We start from the raw sequence: 22324 nt of genomic DNA, 5'->3' as shown, positions 1-22324 counted from the left end.
TCGTGATTGTGAATAACTTTTTTTCAAAAACATCGAAAATTAGCGATCTATTTTCAATTTCTGCTGTGGATAAGATCATACATATACGGTTATTAACCTATAGTTATCCAAATAACAAGTTTTAGGCTAATTTCCTCCTGTGAATAAGTAGCCATTTTGATCCCAGCTAATCCTCATCCTGATCAAAGTTAGATCACATCATTTGATCCAAAAAAGATCCATGATCTCGTTGATCATTTCCGACTTATCCACAGACACCCTCGATCCTAATAATAGATCTAATAAAAGATCTCCTTAAAGATCTTATCTATATTAATTAAAAACAGCTTTTTCGAAAAATCCCAAAAACGTTTTCTCAGGCTATGAAAACAGGTAGAATATCGCTCCTTTTTATCAATCTAGAAAACGTTTGAATACCTGAGGTCGGTTCATGCTTTATCACGAAAAATTTGACGTCATCGTTGTTGGTGGTGGCCATGCAGGAACGGAAGCCGCACTCGCATCTGCACGTACTGGTCAAAGTACGTTATTACTTACTCATAATATCGATACACTAGGACAAATGTCTTGTAACCCAGCCATTGGCGGGATCGGTAAGGGCCACTTGGTAAAAGAGGTCGATGCAATGGGTGGATTAATGGCGCAAGCTATTGATCATGCAGGTATTCAGTTCAGAACATTGAACGCATCAAAAGGCCCTGCGGTTCGTGCTACTCGTGCACAAGCTGACCGCGCACTGTACAAAGCCTTTGTTCGTAACGTTCTTGAAAACACGCCAAACCTGACTTTGTTCCAACAGTCGGTTGATGACTTGATCGTTGAACAGGATCAAGTGGTAGGTGTGGTAACGCAGATGGGCCTTAAGTTCCGCGCAAGCGCTGTGGTTCTGACTGTGGGCACATTCCTAGGCGGCAAGATCCATATTGGTATGGAAAGTTCTTCAGGTGGCCGTGCTGGTGATCCACCATCGATCGCACTGGCTGACCGTCTTCGTGATCTTCCATTCCGAGTTGATCGCCTGAAAACAGGTACTCCTCCTCGTATCGATGCGCGTAGCGTTGATTTTTCTGAGCTTGAGGTTCAGCACGGTGATAACCCGACGCCTGTTTTCTCGTTCATGGGCAGCCGAGCTCAACAACCTCGTCAAATTCCATGTTACATCACGCATACCAATGAAAATACGCATGACGTAATTCGTGCCAACCTTGATCGCAGCCCTATGTACGCGGGTGTGATTGAAGGCATTGGCCCTCGTTACTGCCCTTCGATTGAAGACAAAGTAATGCGTTTTGCTGACAAGAACAGTCACCAAATTTTTATTGAGCCAGAAGGTCTAACGACTCACGAGCTATACCCGAATGGTATCTCTACCAGTCTGCCGTTTGATGTACAGGTTCAAATTGTTCGTTCGATGAAGGGCTTTGAAAATGCTCATATCGTTCGCCCTGGCTATGCGATTGAGTACGATTTCTTTGATCCTCGCGACCTTAAGCTGACTTACGAAACTAAGTTTATCAAAGGTCTATTCTTTGCGGGTCAAATCAACGGTACCACTGGCTATGAAGAAGCGGCTGCACAAGGCTTGATGGCCGGTCTGAATGCAAGTTTGTTTACTCAAGGCAAAGAAGGCTGGAGTCCACGTCGTGACCAAGCTTACATGGGCGTGCTTATCGACGACCTATCTACCATGGGTACCAAAGAACCTTACCGCATGTTTACGTCTCGCGCGGAATACCGTCTGCTGCTTCGTGAAGACAACGCCGATATCCGTTTGACTGAAAAGTCGCGTGAACTTGGCCTTGTTGATGACGCTCGTTGGGCTCGTTTCAACGAGAAGATGGAAAACATGGAGAAGGAGCGTCAACGTCTGAAAGAGACTTGGATTAATCCAAAATCTGAAGATATTGATCAACTGAACCAAATTCTGAAAACACCAATGTCTCGTGAAGCGAGCGGTGAAGATCTTCTTCGTCGCCCTGAAATGACTTATTCACAGTTAACCGCATTGGATCGTTTTGGTCCTGCACTGGAAGATCAACAAGCGTCTGAGCAAGTTGAGATCCAAGTGAAGTACGATGGTTACATTCAGCGTCAACAAGACGAAATTGAAAAATCACTGCGTCATGAAAACACCAAACTGCCTGCTGATATCGATTACAGCAAGGTAAAAGGACTTTCTAACGAAGTGGTTCTTAAACTAACGACAGCTAAGCCTGACTCAATTGGTATTGCTTCGCGAATTTCAGGTATCACACCTGCAGCAATCTCAATTCTGTTGGTTTACTTGAAAAAACACGGCCTGTTGAAAAAAGGTGAGGAAGCATAATGAGCGCATTACGCGAAAAACTGGATCACCTTATTGGCCAGACTGAACTTGAAGTATCTGAAAAACAACGTGGCCAGTTGGTTGGCTACGTTGAGTTACTGAACAAGTGGAACAAAGCTTATAACCTAACATCAGTTCGTGACCCACAAGAAATGATGGTGAAACATATCTTAGATAGCATCATTGTTAGCACTCACTTACAAGGTAAGCGCTTTATCGATGTGGGTACGGGACCTGGTCTTCCTGGGATTCCGCTCTCAATCATGAATCCAGACTGCGAGTTTTACTTGCTAGACAGCCTAGGTAAGCGTATTCGTTTTATCAAACAGGTGATTCATGAGCTGGGTATCGACAACGTGGTACCGGTTCAAAGTCGCGTTGAAGAATTTCAACCAGAAGAAAAGTTTGATGCAGTGCTCAGTCGTGCATTTGCGTCAATGACAGACATGGTAGAGTGGTGTCACCATTTACCTAAAGAGCAATCCGGTGTATTTTTGGCTCTTAAGGGACAACATCCTAGAGACGAAATCGACCTGTTACCTGAATGGTGTTCAGTGACAGACATTAAAGCTTTGCAAGTGCCAGAGCTTGATGGAGAGCGTCATCTAGTTACTTTATCGCGTCAGGGATAATCAGCGAGGCCATAGTGGGTAGAATCGTAGCAATTGCCAACCAGAAGGGTGGCGTAGGAAAAACAACAACTTGCATTAATTTAGCAGCATCAATGGCGGCAACAAAACGCAAGATATTGGTTGTTGACCTCGATCCTCAAGGTAATGCCACTATGGCGAGCGGTGTCGACAAGTATCAAGTTGAAGCAACAGCTTACGATTTGTTGGTTGAAGACACCCCATTTGATGAGGTGGTTTGCCGGAGTACATCTGGCAATTATGACCTCATCGCCGCGAACGGTGATGTTACTGCGGCAGAAATCAAGCTGATGGAAGTGTTTGCTCGTGAAGTTCGTTTAAAAAATGCACTCGAACCCATTCGCAATAACTATGATTTCATCTTTATTGATTGCCCGCCCTCATTGAACCTTCTTACAATCAACGCGATGGCTGCGGCCGACTCCGTATTGGTTCCTATGCAATGTGAATACTTTGCTTTGGAAGGTTTGACTGCATTGATGGATACCATCAGTAAGCTAGCGGCTGTTGTAAACGAGAACCTGAAGATCGAAGGTCTTCTGCGTACTATGTACGATCCTCGCAACCGCTTATCGAACGAAGTATCTGATCAACTCAAAAAACACTTTGGTAGCAAAGTCTACCGAACTGTGATCCCTAGAAATGTGCGTCTGGCAGAAGCCCCGAGTCACGGCAAGCCAGCAATGTACTACGACAAATATTCCGCAGGAGCTAAGGCTTACCTTGCTCTTGCTGGCGAAATGTTGCGTCGTGAAGAAGTCCCAGTATAGGTCCAACCAAAGGAATTCGCTCAATGTCTAAGCGTGGTTTAGGAAAAGGGCTAGATGCATTGCTTGCAACTAGCTCATTGGCTCGTGAAAAACAGCAAGTTGCTTCTCATAGTCAGGCGTTGTCGGCTGATGGTGAGCTTATTGAACTGGCTGTTGGTTGCTTGAAGCCTGGTGTATATCAACCGCGTAAGGATATTGCGCCTGAAGCGCTAGAAGAGCTGGCAGCATCAATTCAATCTCAAGGCATTATCCAACCGATCGTAGTTCGCCCATTGGCGCACGACCAGTTCGAGATTATTGCTGGTGAACGTCGTTGGAGAGCGGCTCGTCAAGCTGGCCTTAAACAAGTGCCATGTTTGGTCAAGAGAGTCGAAGACAAAGCCGCTATCGCGATGGCGTTGATTGAGAATATTCAGCGTGAAGATCTGAATGTTATCGAAGAAGCACAAGCGCTAGAGCGACTACAGAACGAATTTGAGCTGACACACCAACAAGTCGCTGATGTAATCGGTAAATCGAGAGCTACGGTGAGTAACTTATTACGTCTAAATCAGCTCGAAAATGAAGTAAAAGGTTTAGTTTCCAATAAACAACTGGAAATGGGGCATGCTCGAGCACTGCTTGCGCTTGAAGGTGATACCCAGGTTGAAGCAGCAAACACTGCGGCAACCAAAAAAATGACCGTGCGTCAAACTGAGCAACTTGTCAAAAAGTGCTTAAAACCAGACGTTGAAGGTGAATCGAAGCCTGAAGACACAGAAGCTATCGAACTTTCACGAAGACTCACGGAAAAATTGCAAGCAAACGTTTCAGTTACTCGTTCTGTTAGCGGTAAGTCAAAAGTGACAATTACTCTTGATGAGCCTCACAAATTAGAGCAACTTATTGCTAAACTAGAGTACTAAATGAGATAATTGATTTAGGTCAATTATGTAATAAACAAGTAATTTCGTACAAAAGTTGTAGGTTTGTATGCAAAAATGTAAATGATTGCTGCATTGTTATTGCAATCAATTTGGCTGAACGTATAATTTTCGCCAATTTCTCAGCACGCTTTTAAGCGAGTAGTAAAGAAGGCTTAAAAGAGGAACGAATACATGGTAGCGGCGTTAGCAAGACCAGGACGAGTGCTTGCAAAGCAAATGTTATTGATCGAGCTTAGCGCGGTTATATTAGTGGCGATAGGGTTAGGTTTAGCTGTTAATCCTGATTGGGGTTTTGCTGCATTAATCGGTGGCGGTATTTTTGTCATCGCAAATGCAGTTTTTTGTGTGTGTGCTTTCCTATTTAGTGGAGCTCGCGCAACTAAGTTAGTTGCGGCGTCGTTCTATGCAGGCGAAGCGCTAAAAATCCTTATCACAGTTCTACTATTCTCTATTGTCTACATGTATATGCAGGTGGAATTAGTTCCCCTCAAACTGACCTATTTACTGGTTCTAGGTATTAATATCTTTGCGCCAGTGCTTTTCATTAACAATAAAAAATAGGATGAGTTATGGCTGCGCCAACAGCATCCGGATACATTGAGCACCACTTACAAAACCTTTCTTTAGCTAAGTTTGGTCTTGTAGAGGAGACAAGTTTCTGGAACGTACATATAGACAGTCTGTTTTTTTCGGTGTTGACAGGGATGTTATTCCTTTGGGTTTTTCGCTCAGTCGCTAAGAAAGCAACAGTAGGTGTACCTGGTAAGCTTCAGTGTTTTGTTGAAATGGTAGTTGAATTCGTTGATGGCAACGTTAAAGACACTTTCCATGGCCGCAACCCTCTGATTGCTCCATTAGCACTGACTATATTCTGCTGGATTATTTTAATGAACTTGATGGACTTAGTGCCTATCGATTTCTTACCATATCCTGCGGAGCATTGGCTAGGTATCCCTTATTTGAAAGTGGTTCCTTCAGCTGATGTTAATATAACCATGTCAATGGCCTTAGGTGTTTTTGCTCTGATGATCTACTACAGCATCAAAGTAAAAGGCTTAGGTGGATTCGCCAAAGAACTTGCTTTACATCCATTTAATCACCCAATCATGATCCCGTTTAACCTACTGATTGAAGTGGTATCGCTACTCGCGAAGCCTCTATCACTTGGTATGCGTCTATTCGGTAACATGTTCGCAGGTGAGGTTGTATTCATTCTTTGTGCGGCAATGCTACCGTGGTATTTACAATGGGTAGGCTCTCTACCTTGGGCTATCTTCCATATCTTGGTTATTTTGATTCAAGCATTTGTTTTCATGATGTTAACAATTGTTTATTTATCAATGGCCCATGAAGATGGCGATCACTAAAAATTTTTAAGTTTTATTCTAACTATTAATGTTAATCGGAGAACGTAAATGGAAACTGTACTAAGTTTTTCAGCAATCGCTGTTGCTATTATTGTTGGTCTTTGTGCCGTAGGTACTGCAATTGGTTTTGCTATTCTTGGTGGTAAATTCCTAGAAGGCGCTGCGCGTCAACCTGAAATGGCTCCAATGCTACAAGTTAAGATGTTCATCATCGCTGGTCTACTGGATGCTGTTCCAATGATCGGTATCGTAATCGCACTACTATTCACGTTTGCTAACCCATTTGTTGGTCAACTAGCAGGCTAATTAACTGTTAATTAGTTAATTAAATTTTTGTAGTTGATTCTTAACGAGGGGTAGCTGTTGTGAATATGAACGCAACTCTGTTAGGTCAAGCAATTGCTTTTTCTATGTTTGTTTGGTTCTGCATGAAATATGTATGGCCACCAATCATGCAAGCAATTGAAGAGCGTCAGAAAAAAATTGCTGACGGTCTAGTAGCCGCTGAACGCGCTGCTAAAAACTTGGATCTAGCACAAGCCAACGCTTCTGACCAATTGAAAGAAGCGAAGCGCACCGCAACTGAGGTTATTGAACAGGCAAATAAACGCAAGGCTCAAATTATTGATGAAGCTCGCGAAGAGGCTCAGGCAGAACGCCAGAAAATCTTAGCGCAAGCGGAAGCCGAAATCGAAGCTGAGCGCACACGTGCCCGTGATGACCTGCGCAAACAAGTCGCAACTCTGGCAATTGCTGGTGCTGAGAAAATCCTTGAGCGTACAATCGATAAAGATGTACACGATGATCTTCTTAACAACATTACTGCAAAACTTTAAAGCAAGGGGCTGTATATGTCTGATTTGACTACAATCGCACGCCCCTATGCTAAAGCAGCGTTTGACTTTGCGGTAGAGAAAGGTGAGCTAGACCAATGGGGTCAGATGCTTACTTTTGCTGCCGAAGTGGCACAAAATGATGATGTTCACAATTTCTTAAGCAGCTCTCAAACTGCTGAAAAATTAGCTGAAGTATTCATTGTAATTTGTGGCGAACAATTTGATGAATTCGGCCAGAACTTGATAAAAGTAATGGCAGAGAATGGCCGCTTAATGGCTTTTCCTGATGTTTGCAAAGAGTTCTTATTGCTCAAACAAGAGCACGAGAAAGAGATCGACGTTGAAGTCACTTCAGCGGTTGAACTTTCTAAAGAACAACGCGCAGAGATCAGCAGCAAATTGGAACAGCGCTTAGCGCGCAAAGTTCAGCTGAATTGCAGTATAGATGAGACTCTACTTAGTGGAGTTATTATTCGAGCCGGAGACCTAGTCATCGATAACTCAGCGCGCAGTCGTTTAGACCGCCTGAGCGATGCATTGCAGTCTTAATGGGGATTGGAGCATGCAACTTAATTCCACTGAAATTAGCGATCTAATTAAACAACGTATTGAATCTTTCGACGTTGTTAGTGAAGCTCGCAATGAAGGTACTATCGTTTCGGTAAGCGATGGCATCCTTAGCATTCACGGCCTAGCGGACGTGATGCAAGGTGAAATGATTGAACTACCGGGTGGCCGTTACGCGCTAGCACTTAACTTGAACCGTGATTCGGTTGGTGCTGTTGTAATGGGCCCATATGCTGACCTACAGGAAGGCATGAAAGTTACAGGTACGGGCCGCATTCTTGAAGTGCCAGTAGGTCCAGAACTACTTGGTCGTGTTGTAAACACACTAGGTGAGCCAATTGATGGCAAAGGTCCTATCGAAGCGAAACTGACTTCGCCTGTAGAAGTAATTGCACCAGGTGTAATCGACCGTAAATCGGTAGATCAACCTGTACAAACTGGTTACAAGTCTGTTGACTCAATGATCCCAATCGGTCGTGGTCAACGTGAACTAGTAATCGGTGACCGTCAAACTGGTAAAACAGCGATGGCGATCGATGCGATTATTAACCAAAAAGATTCAGGTATTTTCTCTATCTACGTAGCAATCGGTCAGAAAGCATCGACTATCGCTAACGTAGTTCGCAAACTAGAAGAGCACGGCGCGCTAGCTAACACTATCGTTGTTGTTGCATCAGCTTCTGAATCTGCAGCGCTGCAATACCTTGCACCGTATGCTGGTTGTGCGATGGGTGAATACTTCCGTGATCGCGGTGAAGATGCACTGATTGTTTATGATGATCTATCTAAGCAAGCAGTAGCTTACCGTCAGATCTCGCTACTACTTAAGCGTCCACCAGGTCGTGAAGCGTTCCCAGGTGATGTTTTCTACCTTCACTCTCGTCTACTAGAGCGTGCTGCTCGTGTAAGCGAACACTACGTAGAAACATTCACTAACGGTGAAGTGAAAGGCAAGACTGGTTCTTTAACTGCTCTTCCTATCATCGAAACGCAAGCTGGTGACGTATCTGCATTCGTACCGACGAACGTAATCTCGATTACCGATGGTCAGATCTTCCTACAAACTGAGCTATTCAACGCGGGCGTACGTCCAGCTGTTGACCCAGGTATCTCAGTATCTCGTGTAGGTGGTTCAGCGCAGACTAAAATCATCAAGAAGCTATCTGGCGGTATCCGTACAGCTCTAGCACAGTACCGTGAACTTGCGGCATTCGCACAGTTCTCGTCTGACCTTGATGAAGCGACTAAGAAGCAGCTAGACCATGGTCAAAAAGTTACAGAGCTAATGAAGCAGAAGCAATACGCTCCTATGTCTGTATTTGACCAAGCACTTGTAATCTTCGCTGCAGAGCGTGGTTACCTTCAAGACGTAGAGCTTGCTAAGCTTCTAGACTTTGAAGCTGCTTTACTATCGTTTGCTCGCGGTCAATATGGCGATCTAGCTACACAGATCGACACAACGGGTGCTTACAACAATGATATCGAAGCTGAGCTGAAGAAGCTTGTTGACGATTTCAAAGCAACCCAGACCTGGTAATTGGTGGGTGGCCTTCGGGTCACCTCATACCATTAACGGAGAGTAACGATGGCCGGCGCAAAAGAGATACGTAATAAAATCGGTAGTGTTAAAAGCACACAGAAGATTACGAAAGCAATGGAAATGGTAGCAGCTTCAAAAATGCGTCGTTCTCAAGACGCAATGGAAGCTACTCGTCCATATGCAGAAACAATGCGTAAAGTGATCGGTCATTTGGCTAACGGTAGCCTTGAGTATAAGCATCCTTATCTTGAGGAACGTGAAGCCAAACGTGTTGGTTACATCATCGTTTCTACAGACCGTGGTCTTTGTGGTGGTTTGAACATTAACTTGTTCAAGAAAGCCATGAACGACATGAAAGATTGGTCTGAGAAAGGTGCTGACGTTGAACTGGCAATTATCGGTTCAAAAGCAACAGCATTTTTCAACAACAGCGGCGCGAAAGTAGCAGCTCAAGTTTCTGGCCTAGGCGATAGCCCTAGCCTTGAAGACTTAATCGGCTCTGTAAGCGTAATGCTAAAGAAATATGATGAAGGTGAATTGGATCGCCTGTTCGTAGTGTTCAACAAGTTTGAGAACACTATGGTACAAGAACCAACGATCGATCAATTACTTCCTTTGCCTAAATCAGATAGCGAAGATATGCAGCGCGATCATGCTTGGGACTACATTTATGAGCCTGAGCCAAAACCACTACTAGATGCACTATTGGTTCGTTACGTCGAATCTCAAGTGTACCAAGGTGTGGTAGAGAACCTTGCTTGTGAGCAAGCGGCTCGAATGATTGCAATGAAAGCTGCAACCGACAACGCTAGCGACCTAATCGATGATTTAGAGCTTGTGTACAACAAGGCGCGTCAAGCGGCTATTACACAAGAACTTTCTGAGATCGTTTCAGGCGCAGCAGCGGTTTAATCGCTTATTCGTTTTAAGCTTAGGTAAAACTAAATAGTTAGAGGATTAACGATGGCTACAGGTAAGATCGTACAGATCATCGGTGCGGTAGTCGACGTAGAGTTCCCACAGGGCGAAGTACCTCGTGTATACGATGCTCTGAATGTTAATGAAGTGAAAGAGCGTCTAGTTCTTGAAGTTCAGCAACAACTTGGCGGTGGCGTAGTTCGCGCAATCGTAATGGGTAGCTCTGATGGTTTACGTCGTGGTTTGACAGTTGAAAATACTGGCGCTCCAATCTCAGTACCAGTAGGTACTAAGACCTTAGGTCGTATCATGAACGTTCTAGGTGACGCGATTGATGAGTGTGGTGAAATCGGTGCAGAAGAGCACTACGCAATTCACCGTGAAGCTCCAAGCTACGAAGAACAGTCTAACGAGACAGCTCTTCTAGAGACGGGTGTTAAGGTAATCGACTTGGTTTGTCCATTCGCTAAGGGTGGTAAAATCGGTCTATTCGGTGGTGCAGGTGTAGGTAAGACCGTTAACATGATGGAACTTATCAACAACATCGCACTTCAACACTCTGGCCTATCTGTATTTGCAGGTGTAGGTGAGCGTACTCGTGAAGGTAACGATTTCTACTTTGAAATGCAGGAAGCAGGCGTTGTAAACGTTGAAAACCCTGAAGAATCTAAAGTAGCGATGGTTTACGGTCAGATGAACGAGCCACCAGGTAACCGTCTACGTGTTGCACTGACTGGTCTAACAATGGCTGAGCGTTTCCGTGACGAAGGTCGTGACGTTCTACTATTCGTAGATAACATCTACCGTTACACGCTTGCAGGTACTGAGGTATCAGCACTTTTAGGCCGTATGCCTTCTGCGGTAGGTTACCAACCTACTCTTGCAGAAGAAATGGGTGTTCTACAAGAGCGTATCACGTCAACTAAGCAAGGTTCTATCACGTCTGTACAGGCGGTATACGTACCTGCGGATGACTTGACTGACCCGTCTCCAGCAACAACGTTCGCGCACTTGGATGCAACGGTTGTACTTAACCGTAACATCGCAGCTATGGGTCTATACCCAGCGATCGACCCGCTAGATTCTACATCTCGCCAACTGGATCCATTGGTAGTTGGACAAGAGCACTACGACATCGCTCGTGGCGTTCAGTCTACACTTCAGCGCTATAAAGAGCTGAAAGATATCATTGCTATCCTAGGTATGGACGAGCTATCTGAAGAAGATAAGCAAGTAGTATCTCGTGCTCGTAAGATTGAGAAGTTCCTTACTCAGCCTTACCACGTAGCGGAAGTATTTACTGGTGACCCAGGTGTTTACGTACCTCTAAAAGAGACTCTACGTGGCTTCCAAGGTCTACTATCTGGTGAATACGATGACATTCCAGAGCAAGCGTTCATGTACTGCGGTACTATCGACGAAGCTATTGAGAATGCTAAGAAGCTATAAGGCTAACTAGGAGGCGATATGGCAGCAATAACCTTTCACCTAGACGTAGTAAGTGCAGAGAAAAAGCTTTTCTCTGGTCTTGTTGAGACGTTTCAGGTGACCGGTAGTGAGGGTGAACTTGGTATTTTCCATGGTCACTGTCCACTGCTGACCGCTATAAAGCCTGGCATGGTGCGTATTGTTAAGCAGCACGGCCACGAAGAAATCATTTATGTTTCTGGTGGTATGGTAGAAGTTCAGCCTGGTACAGCAACTGTACTGGCTGATACAGCTATCCGTGGTGAAGAGCTAGACGCAGCAAAGGCGGAAGAAGCTAAGCGCAAGGCTGTGGAGAATATCCAAAATCAGCATGGCGACATAGACTTCGCACAAGCGGCCGGTGAACTGGCTAAAGCCATTGCTCAGTTACGAGTTATCGAACTGACAAAACAGCGTCGTTAATCTTTTTAAGATTACAGACTCTGAGATAAAGGCGACCTAAGGGTCGCCTTTTTGCATTTTTAGATTCTCAAAAATGCTTCTTTTACGTATCACTACTGGTTGAATGGTTATTGCGATTTAATTTTTTGCCCAAAAACGGTTACAATATCGGCTTAATAAAAATAACGTTGGATAGGTTTACAATGAAGTTTAGCGCGGTAATTCTCGCGGCGGGCAAAGGCACTCGCATGTATTCAAACACACCAAAGGTTCTGCACACACTTGCGGGTAAGCCAATGGTGAAGCATGTTATCGATACATGTAATGGTCTAGGCGCTCAAAACATCAACCTGGTTTACGGCCACGGTGGTGATCAGATGAAGGCTACCTTAGCTGAAGAATCTGTAAACTGGGCACTGCAAGCTGAACAGCTCGGCACAGGTCACGCTGTGGATCAAGCATCTGCACATTTCGCTGATGATGAAAAAGTATTGGTGCTCTACGGTGATGTTCCACTAATCTCACCTGAAACCATTGAAAACCTATTAGACGCTCAACCAAACGGTGGTATCGCGCTACTTACTGTCGTGTTAGACAACCCGATGGGCTACGGACGTATTATTCGTCGTAATGGCCCTGTTGTGGCTATCGTTGAACAGAAAGATGCAACGGATGAGCAGAAGCTTATCAAAGAGATCAATACCGGCGTTATGGTGGCGACTGGTGGCGATCTGAAGCGCTGGTTGTCAGGTCTAAGCAACGACAACGCACAGGGTGAATATTACCTGACTGACGTTATCGCTGCGGCTCACGACGAAGGTCGTGCAGTTGAAGCGGTACACCCAGTAAGCCCAATTGAAGTGGAAGGCGTTAACGATCGTTCGCAACTGGCTCGCCTAGAGCGCGCTTACCAAGCTACGCAAGCCGATAAGCTATTGAAGCAAGGCGTGATGCTACGCGACCCTAGCCGCTTTGATCTACGCGGTGATCTGCAGTGCGGTATGGATGTCGAGATCGATACTAACGTTATCATTGAAGGCAGTGTCAGCATTGGTGATAATGTGGTTATTGGTACGGGATGTGTACTGAAAGACTGTGAGATTGACGACAACACCATCGTTCGTCCATACAGCGTTATTGAAGGGGCAACGGTGGGGGAAGACTGTACCGTTGGTCCATTCACTCGCCTACGTCCGGGTGCCGATATGCGTAATAACTCGCACGTCGGTAACTTTGTTGAAGTGAAGAACACTCGCCTTGGCGAAGGCTCTAAAGCCAACCACCTGACTTATCTTGGGGATGCTGAAATTGGTCAGCGCGTAAACGTGGGTGCGGGTGCAATTACTTGTAACTACGATGGGGCGAATAAGTTTAAGACCATTATTGGTGATGACGTGTTTGTTGGTTCAGATAGTCAATTAATAGCGCCTGTTACGATTGGTAATGGTGCGACGGTTGGTGCTGGCTCTACAGTGACGCGTGATGTGTTGGAAAATGAGCTGGTTATCAGCCGAGCTAAAGAGCGCAAGATCGCTGATTGGAAACGTCCGACTAAGAAGTAACCTTTCCGCCTCCAGCACTTAAAATTGGATTCCAATCAAAGCCAGTAACGTCAGTTGCTGGCTTTTTTGTCAGAATTTACTGACAGTGAAATAATAGATTTGCCAATTGTATTTTGTTGGAGGCTTGTTAGTATTCAGGTTACGGTTCGGTAAAGTTGGGTTAATACATCGTGATATTGGTTGAAAAGAAATGGCAAACATTGCCGATCATTATTTTGTCTTTTTCAATGTTAATAGGTCTCTATGGCTTTTATGTCACCTTGGAAAAGTTAGTGGTGGAGAATGAGCGCGATCATCTTGTCTCTTTGATGTCCGATGTTATCTATGAAATTCGTGAAGACAGTGAGTTATTTACGGCTGGCGTGGATGTTGATCACTACATTGGAGGGTTAACCCAAGCCAATACTCGCCTTCGAATTCAAGTGATCAATACCGATGGGGTAGTGATAGGGGATACGGACTTATCTGAGCATGCATTGGCGAGAGTGGAAAACCACGCTAACCGCCCCGAATTCCAACAAGCGCTTCAACAAGGTATTGGCAGTGATGTCCGTTTTAGTACCGTGACCTCCATCGACCGAATCTATTATTCAATGAAAGAGAGCGTTAACGGACAAGATTTCGTTGTCGTGATCTCCTCGCCAATGCATCAATTGAAACAGATGAACTTCCAATTAATGGGAATACTGGTGGGCATGGTCGTGCTGAGTTTAAGCTTCTTGATTGGCACCTCTTACGTGAGCAATCGCCAAATCGTTCAGCGAGTGGAAGAGGAGCAAAAGAAGCAAGATGAACGGATTCGCCAAAGAACCCATGAAATTGAGCTGATGCATCGCCTTGCGACTATGCTGGCCGCGTGCAGCAACATGGTTGAGGCGCAGCAGATCGTTTCAGATATCTTGCCGCGTATTCTTGGTCAGGTGAATGGCAGTGTCTCTCTGATGCGTGCCTCACGTAACCAGTTGGTTACCCAGCTTGATTGGGGAGAAACATGGCCAGGCAGTGTCAGCTTTGCTCCGGAAGAGTGCTGGTCGCTGCGCAAAGGGCGTGCTCATCTATCGAATAACGATTTTCATTCTCTTACTTGTGGTCACATGCATGAAATGGACAACAATCAAACCTTGTGTATTCCGCTGACGGCGCACGGCAATACCATTGGCATTATGCACCTCTATTTTGGTCAAGGTGATATCAAGATTGATCCGATTATCGAACAGTTGGCTTTTAGTGTTTCTGAACACTTGGGGCTCGCTTTAGCCAACCTGAGCTTACAAGAGAAGCTTCGCTCACAAGCATTAAGTGATCCGCTGACAGGCTTATTCAACCGTCGTTTCTTCGAGCAAAAGCTAGAAGAGCACTCGATGAATTCGGCCACCAGCGAGCAGCCATTATCGCTATTGATGCTCGATTTGGATCACTTCAAACGCTTCAATGACAACTTTGGTCATGATGCGGGCGACTTCGTATTGAAAGAGATCAGTGCACTACTTAAACAAAGTGTTAGCGAAGACGAGGTTGCTTGCCGACTCGGTGGTGAGGAGCTAGCGGTATTGCTTCCACATTATTCAATGCAAGAAGCGACGGAGTTTGGTCAAACCTTGTGTGATGCTGTGCGTTCGATGCACCTTGAACATAAAGGTCTGTCATTAGGTCAGTTGGGTGTTTCGATAGGTGTCGCCACGTATCCTAAGCCAGCGTCTGATACTGAATCTCTGGTTAAGATGGCCGATAATGCTTTGTACATGGCGAAAGATATGGGCCGTAGCCGAGTGGTTAACTATGATGAATACAGCCGTCATAAAGCGCCTGCGTTAGAAGTAGTCGATGGTGAAGTTGCTGCTAAATAAGTAGAAGTAAAATTTTGATATAAAAAAGAGCGAGTAATCTCGCTCTTTTTTGTTTTCGTTAACTTAGAAACTAGTCTTGTTTCTCGTCAGCGACTACTCGAGAGTTGTCAGGTGTCGCGAAGTGTTCAGAAAGCTCTTTGTTCGAAACAATATAGCCAACCCACAACGCACCCAAACAGATCACAACGGCAATACCCGTCGCGCTTAGTGCTTGGCTAGCCATTGCCGCGACCAATGCACTTGATAGGCCACTGATACTGATTTGCAGGCTGTTTTGTAGACCAGCAGCTGTTGCTGGGCTTTGTTTAGCGCTTGATAGAGCACGGTTTACTACGATTGGGTAAAGTGCGCCGTTTGCGACAGCAATCAAACAGAAAGGCGCAAGTAGAGGCCAGATTGACGTCAGTTCCCACTGTGATGCGATAAAGATAAGCATCGCCGCTACACTGAACAAACCGATAAGGTTTCTTAGTACAACGCCATCGCCATATTTCTTCACTGCTTGCTTACCGAAGTAACCACCCGCCATGAACGCGATTGTTTGTGGGATAAAGCTCAAACCGATGTCTTTTGCTTCATAACCTAGTTGAGCCATGATCTCTGGCATACCCGTTAGGTAAGCGAAGAACGCTGCAGATGCTGAAGCAAACATTAAGACATTACCCATGTAAGGCTTTGATTTAAGCAACATCTTGATGTCTGTCTTAATCGATGTCTGTTTTACTTCAGGCGCTTCTTTTGGTTGAGCCATTGTTGTCGCCACTAGCAGTGCACCCATCAAGGTTAATGTGATGAAGATGCTGTGCCAGCCAAAGCTATTCGCCAGTAACACACCTAGCTGAGGTGCTAATGCAGGAGATAGCGCAACCAAAGGCATGATGGTTGCAAAAATTTGTTGGCTACTGCTTTGTGAGTAACGCTTGATAACCATTGCTTGCCAGATTACCGCAGGAGCACATACGCCGATCGCTTGAATGAAGCGCAGTGTCAGTAGATGCCATACCTCGGTGCTGAATGCTAAGCCGAATGAAGCTGCAGTAAAGATAACAAGACCAACCGCCAGCGTATTACGGTGACCATACTTGTCACTCGCCAGACCCCAAAGAAGCTGACCCATTGCCATACCGCCAAGGAATACCGTTAAAGACAGGGCAATCTGCTCTGGGCCGGTTGCGAAATCAACTTCCATTGCCTTAAATGCAGGAAGGTACATATCGGTCGCAATAAAGCCAAGCATTGAAAGAACTGCAAGGTAGACCAATTGAAATTTAGAAATATTCATAAGATGCCATTAAGCTAAAGGTAATGATGTTTTTATCATCAAAAAAATTGTTTGATATACAGAAGTGAAAGCCCCTGTTTATTTATGCTGACATTCTATTTTTCAGACCTGATAAAATAAAACGCTAAAATATGTGGTTATCAATCAAAAAATTTGAAGGCTTATGTTCTCTAAATCCTCTTTAGAAATGCTCGATACGGTAGCGCGCTTGGGCAGTTTTACCGCGGCGGCTGAGCAGTTGCACAAAGTGCCCTCGGCGATCAGTTATGGTGTCAGACAGGTCGAACAAGAACTGGATGTGCTGCTTTTCAGGCGTTTACCGAGAAAGGTTGAGCTCACTCCGGCAGGTGAACTGTTCATTGAAGAGGCGCGTGCACTACTGAGGCAAATGGAAGAGGTCAGTGCCCAGACTCGTCGAGCAGCTCGAGGTTGGAAGAAAACCTTGCGTCTGACGCTCGATAATGTGGTGAAGCTCGACAAGATGAAGCCGATGATTGAAGAGTTCTATCAAACCTTTGAGTTTGCCGAACTTCAGATCAACATGGAGGTATTCAACGGCTCATGGGAAGCGATTGCACAGGGCAGGGCGGATATCGTGATTGGCGCCACCTCAGCTGTGCCAGTTGGTGGCGATTTTGAAGTCAAAGACATGGGGCAATTAGATTGGGCATTTGTAATGTCGCCAAGTCACCCGTGTGTGCGCGAACAGAACCTCAATGAAGAGTTCGTGAGCCAATATCCAGCCATCTGCTTGGATGATACCTCCAGTGTGCTCCCTAAGCGACACACAGGCCACTACTCAAGTCAAAGACGCCTGTTGTTACCCAATTGGTATAGCGCAATTGAATGCCTTAAAAATGGAGTAGGGGTGGGTTATATGCCGAGGCACATTGCCGCGCCAATTATCGAACAAGGCTTGCTGGTGGAAAAAATACTGCCTGAACCGAGTCCGCAGAGTCATTGTTGTTTGGTGTGGCGAAAAGACGATAACCATAAGTTGATCGAGTGGATGGTGAAATACCTAGGATCGAGTGAACAACTTCACCAAGATTGGTTGGATCATCGCAAGGCGGTCTAATGATCTTAGCGAGAAGATCCTTTTCAAGTTTGAGTTGAATCAGCACCAATAAAAAGAGCGAGTAAATACTCGCTCTTTTTGATTCGGTCGTTAACTCTTATGACAAGAAGAACTTGTAGGAAGGGTTATCGGTTTCATCTTTACACTGATAGCCAAGCTCTCGTAGATGTGTTGAGAACTGAGCTAAATCATCATCATCCAGTTCGAATCCACACAATACACGGCCGTAATCAGCGCCGTGGTTACGGTAGTTGAACAGGCTGATATTCCAATGGGTACCTAAGGTATCAAGGAACTTAATCAATGCTCCTGGGTATTCAGGAAACTCGAAGCTGTATAGGCGCTCTTTCAATGGTTTTGATGGTTTGCCACCAATCATGTAACGAATGTGCAGTTTTGCCATCTCATCATCAGAGAGATCGACAACCGGGTAGCCGCCCTCACGTAAGTCATTGATGATGTGTTCGAGTTCTTCTTGACCACCTTGTAGGCGTACACCAACGAAGATATTCGCTAGGCTTTCGTCGTTGTGGCGGTAGTTAAACTCAGTTACCGCTCGACCACCAATAATATTACAGAACTCTAGGAATGCTCCTTGTCGCTCTGGAATCGTAACCGCAAGTAGACCTTCTCGCTTCTCACCTAGTTCACAACGTTCAGAGACATATCGCAGGCCGTGGAAGTTGGTGTTAGCACCAGACAGTACCGTTGCCAATTGCTTGTCTTGCAGTTGGTTTTGTTCTGCAAATTTCTTCAAGCCAGCCAGAGCAAGTGCTCCTGAAGGTTCAGCAATCGCACGAGTGTCTTCAAAGATGTCTTTCACCGCCGAGCAGATCTCATCACTAGAGACTGCAATGTGACCGTCAATGTACTGTTGGCAAAGACGGAATGTCTCTTCACCAATGCGCTTAACCGCAACGCCATCGGCAAACATGCTGACTTGATCCAGTACTACTGGCTCACCGGCATCCAGTGCTGCTTTCAAGCAAGATGAATCTTCAGGTTCAACCGCGATGACTTTTATTTCCGGCATCAATTGCTTAACTAGCACGGCAACACCCGCAGCCAAACCACCACCACCGACAGGCACAAAGATGTAATCCATGTGACCATTTTGCTGAAGCATTTCCATACCCATGGTGCCTTGTCCTGCAATCACCAGTGGGTGATCGAAAGGCGGTACAAAGGTAAAGCCATGTTCAGCAGAAAGACGCTCGGCTTCTGCCTTGGCCTCATCAAAGTTGCTGCCGTGCAGAACCACGTTACCGCCAAAGCCACGTACCGCATCAACCTTGATGTCTGGCGTGGTTTTTGGCATCACAATCGTAGTCTGAATGCCCAGCTTAGAGCCAGACAGAGCCATACCTTGAGCATGATTACCCGCCGATGCAGCAATCACACCTGCGGCTTTTTGCTGCTCAGAAAGGCTTGATACCATGTTGTAGGCACCACGTAGCTTGAACGAGTGCACCGGCTGACGGTCTTCTCGTTTAAGCTGAACCTGATTACCAATGCGCGCGCTTAGACGCGGCATATCCTGTAGAGGTGTTACGATTGCCGCTTCGTAAACCGGCGCTCTCAGGATCTGACGCAGGTAATCTGCGCCACTTTGTTTTTTGGGACTGGAGGTGCCGTCACTCATAGTTAGCCCTCAAGCTTAGACTTATCACGTACTGCGCCTTTGTCGGCACTGGTCGCCATGCTTGCGTAAGCTTTCAGTGCGAAAGACACTTCACGCTGACGGTTTTCTGGTTTCCAGCCTAGTGCGTCTTGCTTAACACGACGCGCTTCTAGTTCAGCTTCAGGCACATCAAGTGTGATCGAACGGCTAGGGATGTCGATAGTGATGATATCGCCAGTGTTTACTAGACCAATCACACCGCCACTTGCTGCTTCTGGAGAAGCGTGACCGATAGACAGACCCGATGTACCACCCGAGAAACGACCATCTGTTAATAGAGCACAAGACTTGCCTAGACCCATTGATTTTAGGTAAGTGGTTGGGTAAAGCATTTCTTGCATGCCCGGACCACCTTTAGGACCTTCGTAACGAATAACAACCACTTCGCCCGCTTTCACTTTGCCACCTAAGATGCCATCAACAGCACTATCTTGGCTTTCAAATACGATAGCTGGGCCTTGGAATTTCAGGTTTTCTTCATCAACGCCTGCTGTCTTAACGATACAGCCATCAACCGCGATGTTGCCCGAAAGAACCGCCAGGCCGCCTTCTTGGCTGAATGCGTTCTCTTTAGTACGGATACAACCTTCTTTACGGTCGTCATCAAGACGATCCCAACGGCAATCTTGTGAAAATGCTTTGGTAGTACGAATGCCTGCAGGGCCAGCACGGAAGAACTTAAGCACTGCTTCGTCTTCTGTCTGCATGATGTCGTATTGAGCTAGCTGCTCTTGCATGCTTAGACCAAGCACTGTGCGAGTCTGGTTGTTCAGTAGGCCAGCACGATCTAATTCACCTAGGATAGCCATTACACCACCAGCGCGGTGAACGTCTTCCATGTGGTATTTAGGCGTTGAAGGTGCAACCTTACATAGGTGTGGAACGCGGCGAGACATCTCGTCGATATCGCCCATATCAAAATCAATCTCACCTTCTTGAGCAGAAGCCAATAGGTGAAGAACGGTGTTACTAGAACCGCCCATTGCGATATCCAGTGCCATCGCGTTTTCAAATGCTGCGCGGTTTGCGATGTTACGAGGCAGTGCTGATTCGTCATCTTGCTCGTAGTAACGCTTGGTTAGGTCAACGATGCGCTTACCAGCATTGATGAATAGCTCTTCACGGTCTGCGTGCGTTGCTAGCATAGAACCGTTACCAGGCTGAGATAGGCCTAGCGCTTCAGTTAGACAGTTCATTGAGTTAGCCGTGAACATACCTGAACAAGAACCACATGTCGGACACGCAGAACGTTCTACTTGCTCACTTTGCTCATCAGAAATCGTTGGATCGGCACCTTGAATCATTGCATCAACAAGGTCTAACTTGATGATTTGATCGGAAAGCTTGGTTTTACCTGCTTCCATTGGGCCGCCTGATACAAAGATCACTGGGATGTTAAGGCGCATTGCAGCCATCATCATTCCCGGAGTGATTTTGTCACAGTTAGAGATACATACCATCGCATCCGCACAGTGAGCATTCACCATGTACTCTACTGAGTCTGCGATAAGCTCACGTGATGGCAGTGAGTACAGCATGCCACCGTGACCCATTGCGATACCATCATCAACTGCGATGGTGTTGAATTCTTTAGCGATACCGCCCGCTTTCTCGATTTCACCTGCTACCAATTGACCCATATCTTTAAGGTGAACGTGGCCTGGTACGAATTGAGTGAAAGAGTTTACAACTGCGATGATTGGCTTACCGAAGTCATCATCTTTAACGCCAGTTGCACGCCATAAAGCGCGCGCACCAGCCATGTTGCGTCCGTGGGTAGTCGTTGCTGAACGATAGATTGGCATTGCTTAAATCCTTATAAAATATTTGGCTGTTGCTTACTTAGTTGTTTGCGTTTGGTTTTCTGAAGTTTGGTCTGCTGGGTAAACGTAGTCTAACCAGCCCCACTTATCTTCAGTGGTTCCATTGAATAGACCAAAGTAAGCCGCTTGAACTTTTTCAGTGATAGGACCGCGTTTGCCTTCACCTACTGTAATTTTGTCTACGCTGCGAACCGGAACGATTTCCGCCGCTGTGCCTGTCATGAATACTTCATCGGCAAGGTATAGCGCTTCACGAGCAATGTTCTCTTCACGGATCTCATAACCCATGTCTTTTGCTAGTGTCATGATCGAATCACGCGTGATACCCGGCAGAATCGCACTGGTCGCTGGTGGTGTGGATAGCAGGCCGTTACGTACCACAAAGATGTTCTCACCAGCCCCTTCAGAAAGGTAACCATCAACACTCAGTGCGATGCCTTCATCGTAACCATGACGGCGAGCTTCGCCACCAACTAATAGTGAAGATAGGTAGTTACCACCGGCTTTTGCTGCGGTTGGGATCGTGTTTGGAGCGGCACGGTTCCAGCTAGAAATCATTGCATCAACGCCGTTTTCTAGTGCTTCTTCGCCTAGGTAAGACCCCCAAGGGAAAGCAGCGATGATCAGTTCCATCTCAGTATTTTCTGGCGGGCAGACACCCAAACCAACGTTACCTACGAAACCTAGAGGGCGGATGTACGCTGACTCTAGCTTATTTTGGCGTAGCGTTTCGCGAGTCGCTTCCATAATTTCTTCCTCAGTGTAAGGAATAGGGAAGCGATAGATTTTTGCTGAGTCTTTTAGGCGCTTAGCATGTTCAGGGTGACGGAAGATAACCGGCCCTTTTGGTGTGTTGTAACAACGAACACCTTCAAACACAGAAGTACCGTAGTGCATTGCGTGAGTCAGGACGTGAACGTTCGCCTCTGCCCAAGGAACCATCTCACCGTTAAACCAAATATAGTCTGCCGTTTTAGCTGTCATGTTTGTGGTTCCTTATGCGTTTATCTTTTGTTGTAAGTTGTTGTTTGGCAATTCATTACGACTGATAGAGATAACGTCAACGGTACGCACATCCCACAGCTTTTCGATTTGATTGACTAAGAAAGAGATCGGACGGTCACTGTCTACAATGATCTCAACACTCGCCACTTTGCTTTCGTGGTTTTGAGTGCCCGCTACTTGCTTAACAATAAAGCCACGGTGGCGGATAACACGAAGAACACGCTCTAGTAGTACAGGCTTATCATCGGCTTTGATGTCTAATAGGTATCTTTTCATG

21 protein-coding genes are annotated in these 22324 nt (G+C 45.8%); 16 read left to right on the top strand and 5 right to left on the bottom strand.

The genetic code is table 11. The features are described from left to right. Positions 1–430 precede the first annotated feature (430 nt). The 15 genes from mnmG (at position 431) to AB4375_RS14285 (ending at position 15178) form a co-directional block, all read left to right on the top strand. Positions 431–2326 carry a tRNA uridine-5-carboxymethylaminomethyl(34) synthesis enzyme MnmG gene (gene mnmG, locus AB4375_RS14355; protein WP_017058802.1) on the top strand — a complete coding sequence of 632 codons (1896 nt, stop codon included), beginning with the start codon at positions 431–433 and terminating at the stop codon, positions 2324–2326. Beyond that, positions 2326–2958: a 16S rRNA (guanine(527)-N(7))-methyltransferase RsmG gene (gene rsmG, locus AB4375_RS14350; protein WP_017058801.1), complete on the top strand. Its 633-nt coding sequence runs from the start codon at positions 2326–2328 to the stop codon at positions 2956–2958. Before mnmG ends, rsmG begins: the two co-directional genes overlap by 1 nt. Before the next feature lie 14 nt (positions 2959–2972). Continuing rightward, positions 2973–3746 (top strand): ParA family protein, encoded by a 774-nt coding sequence (locus AB4375_RS14345; protein WP_029235097.1) that lies wholly within the window; start codon positions 2973–2975, stop codon positions 3744–3746. A 23-nt stretch (positions 3747–3769) separates the two neighbouring features. Continuing rightward, the gene (locus AB4375_RS14340) at positions 3770–4651 is read left to right on the top strand and encodes a ParB/RepB/Spo0J family partition protein (RefSeq protein WP_017058799.1); all 882 of its coding nucleotides are present in this window, start codon (positions 3770–3772) and stop codon (positions 4649–4651) included. A 192-nt stretch (positions 4652–4843) separates the two neighbouring features. Then, positions 4844–5233: a F0F1 ATP synthase subunit I gene (locus AB4375_RS14335; protein WP_017058798.1), complete on the top strand. Its 390-nt coding sequence runs from the start codon at positions 4844–4846 to the stop codon at positions 5231–5233. An 8-nt stretch (positions 5234–5241) separates the two neighbouring features. Continuing rightward, positions 5242–6039 carry a F0F1 ATP synthase subunit A gene (atpB, locus tag AB4375_RS14330; protein ID WP_017058797.1) on the top strand — a complete coding sequence of 266 codons (798 nt, stop codon included), beginning with the start codon at positions 5242–5244 and terminating at the stop codon, positions 6037–6039. Between the two features lie 48 nt (positions 6040–6087). Then, positions 6088–6345 (top strand): F0F1 ATP synthase subunit C, encoded by a 258-nt coding sequence (gene atpE / locus AB4375_RS14325; protein WP_004411110.1) that lies wholly within the window; start codon positions 6088–6090, stop codon positions 6343–6345. A 59-nt stretch (positions 6346–6404) separates the two neighbouring features. After that, the gene (gene atpF, locus AB4375_RS14320) at positions 6405–6875 is read left to right on the top strand and encodes a F0F1 ATP synthase subunit B (protein WP_032545592.1); all 471 of its coding nucleotides are present in this window, start codon (positions 6405–6407) and stop codon (positions 6873–6875) included. A gap of 15 nt (positions 6876–6890) precedes the next feature. Further along, positions 6891–7424, top strand: a complete 534-nt coding sequence (gene atpH / locus AB4375_RS14315) for a F0F1 ATP synthase subunit delta (RefSeq protein WP_017058795.1) — start codon at positions 6891–6893, stop codon at positions 7422–7424. Positions 7425–7437: 13 nt separating this feature from the next. After that, positions 7438–8979, top strand: a complete 1542-nt coding sequence (gene atpA / locus AB4375_RS14310) for a F0F1 ATP synthase subunit alpha (RefSeq protein WP_008221384.1) — start codon at positions 7438–7440, stop codon at positions 8977–8979. Positions 8980–9027: 48 nt separating this feature from the next. Beyond that, entirely contained in the window at positions 9028–9894 is an 867-nt protein-coding gene (atpG, locus tag AB4375_RS14305; protein WP_008221382.1) for a F0F1 ATP synthase subunit gamma, read from the top strand. 51 nt (positions 9895–9945) lie between these two features. Then, complete coding sequence (atpD, locus tag AB4375_RS14300; protein ID WP_008221380.1) at positions 9946–11349, top strand: F0F1 ATP synthase subunit beta; 1404 nt, start codon at positions 9946–9948, stop codon at positions 11347–11349. An 18-nt stretch (positions 11350–11367) separates the two neighbouring features. After that, a complete protein-coding gene (locus AB4375_RS14295) occupies positions 11368–11790 on the top strand; it encodes a F0F1 ATP synthase subunit epsilon (RefSeq protein WP_017069564.1) in 423 nt (140 codons plus the stop codon). A gap of 182 nt (positions 11791–11972) precedes the next feature. After that, on the top strand, positions 11973–13331 hold the full coding sequence (gene glmU / locus AB4375_RS14290; RefSeq protein ID WP_136978679.1) for a bifunctional UDP-N-acetylglucosamine diphosphorylase/glucosamine-1-phosphate N-acetyltransferase GlmU: 1359 nt from the start codon (positions 11973–11975) through the stop codon (positions 13329–13331). 227 nt (positions 13332–13558) lie between these two features. Beyond that, positions 13559–15178, top strand: coding sequence for a sensor domain-containing diguanylate cyclase (locus tag AB4375_RS14285; protein ID WP_050546940.1), 1620 nt, complete (start codon positions 13559–13561; stop codon positions 15176–15178). A gap of 70 nt (positions 15179–15248) precedes the next feature. Here AB4375_RS14285 and punC read toward each other — a convergent pair whose 3' ends face one another. Further along, a complete protein-coding gene (punC, locus tag AB4375_RS14280; RefSeq protein WP_372051844.1) occupies positions 15249–16460 on the bottom strand; it encodes a purine nucleoside transporter PunC in 1212 nt (403 codons plus the stop codon). Between the two features lie 163 nt (positions 16461–16623). Here punC and punR point away from each other — a divergent pair, with 163 nt between their 5' ends. After that, complete coding sequence (gene punR / locus AB4375_RS14275) at positions 16624–17538, top strand: DNA-binding transcriptional activator PunR (RefSeq protein WP_136974240.1); 915 nt, start codon at positions 16624–16626, stop codon at positions 17536–17538. 97 nt (positions 17539–17635) lie between these two features. Here the strand turns inward: punR and ilvA are convergent, their stop codons facing one another. The 4 genes from ilvA to ilvM are packed head-to-tail and all read right to left on the bottom strand — an operon-like array spanning position 17636 to position 22323. Then, complete coding sequence (ilvA, locus tag AB4375_RS14270) at positions 17636–19180, bottom strand: threonine ammonia-lyase, biosynthetic (RefSeq protein WP_372051842.1); 1545 nt, start codon at positions 19178–19180, stop codon at positions 17636–17638. A 2-nt stretch (positions 19181–19182) separates the two neighbouring features. After that, positions 19183–21024, bottom strand: coding sequence for a dihydroxy-acid dehydratase (ilvD, locus tag AB4375_RS14265; RefSeq protein WP_017066753.1), 1842 nt, complete (start codon positions 21022–21024; stop codon positions 19183–19185). Between the two features lie 33 nt (positions 21025–21057). After that, positions 21058–22026 (bottom strand): branched-chain amino acid transaminase, encoded by a 969-nt coding sequence (locus tag AB4375_RS14260; RefSeq protein ID WP_372051841.1) that lies wholly within the window; start codon positions 22024–22026, stop codon positions 21058–21060. Positions 22027–22038: 12 nt separating this feature from the next. Then, a complete protein-coding gene (gene ilvM / locus AB4375_RS14255) occupies positions 22039–22323 on the bottom strand; it encodes an acetolactate synthase 2 small subunit (protein ID WP_017055442.1) in 285 nt (94 codons plus the stop codon). Position 22324: the final 1 nt, after the last annotated feature.

The organism is Vibrio sp. 10N.261.51.C6 (assembly GCF_041471785.1).
Taxonomy (GTDB): Bacteria; Pseudomonadota; Gammaproteobacteria; order Enterobacterales; family Vibrionaceae; genus Vibrio; species Vibrio crassostreae_C.
Note: the sequence above shows the minus strand (reverse complement) of the source record. Positions and strands in the feature narration are given on the sequence as shown.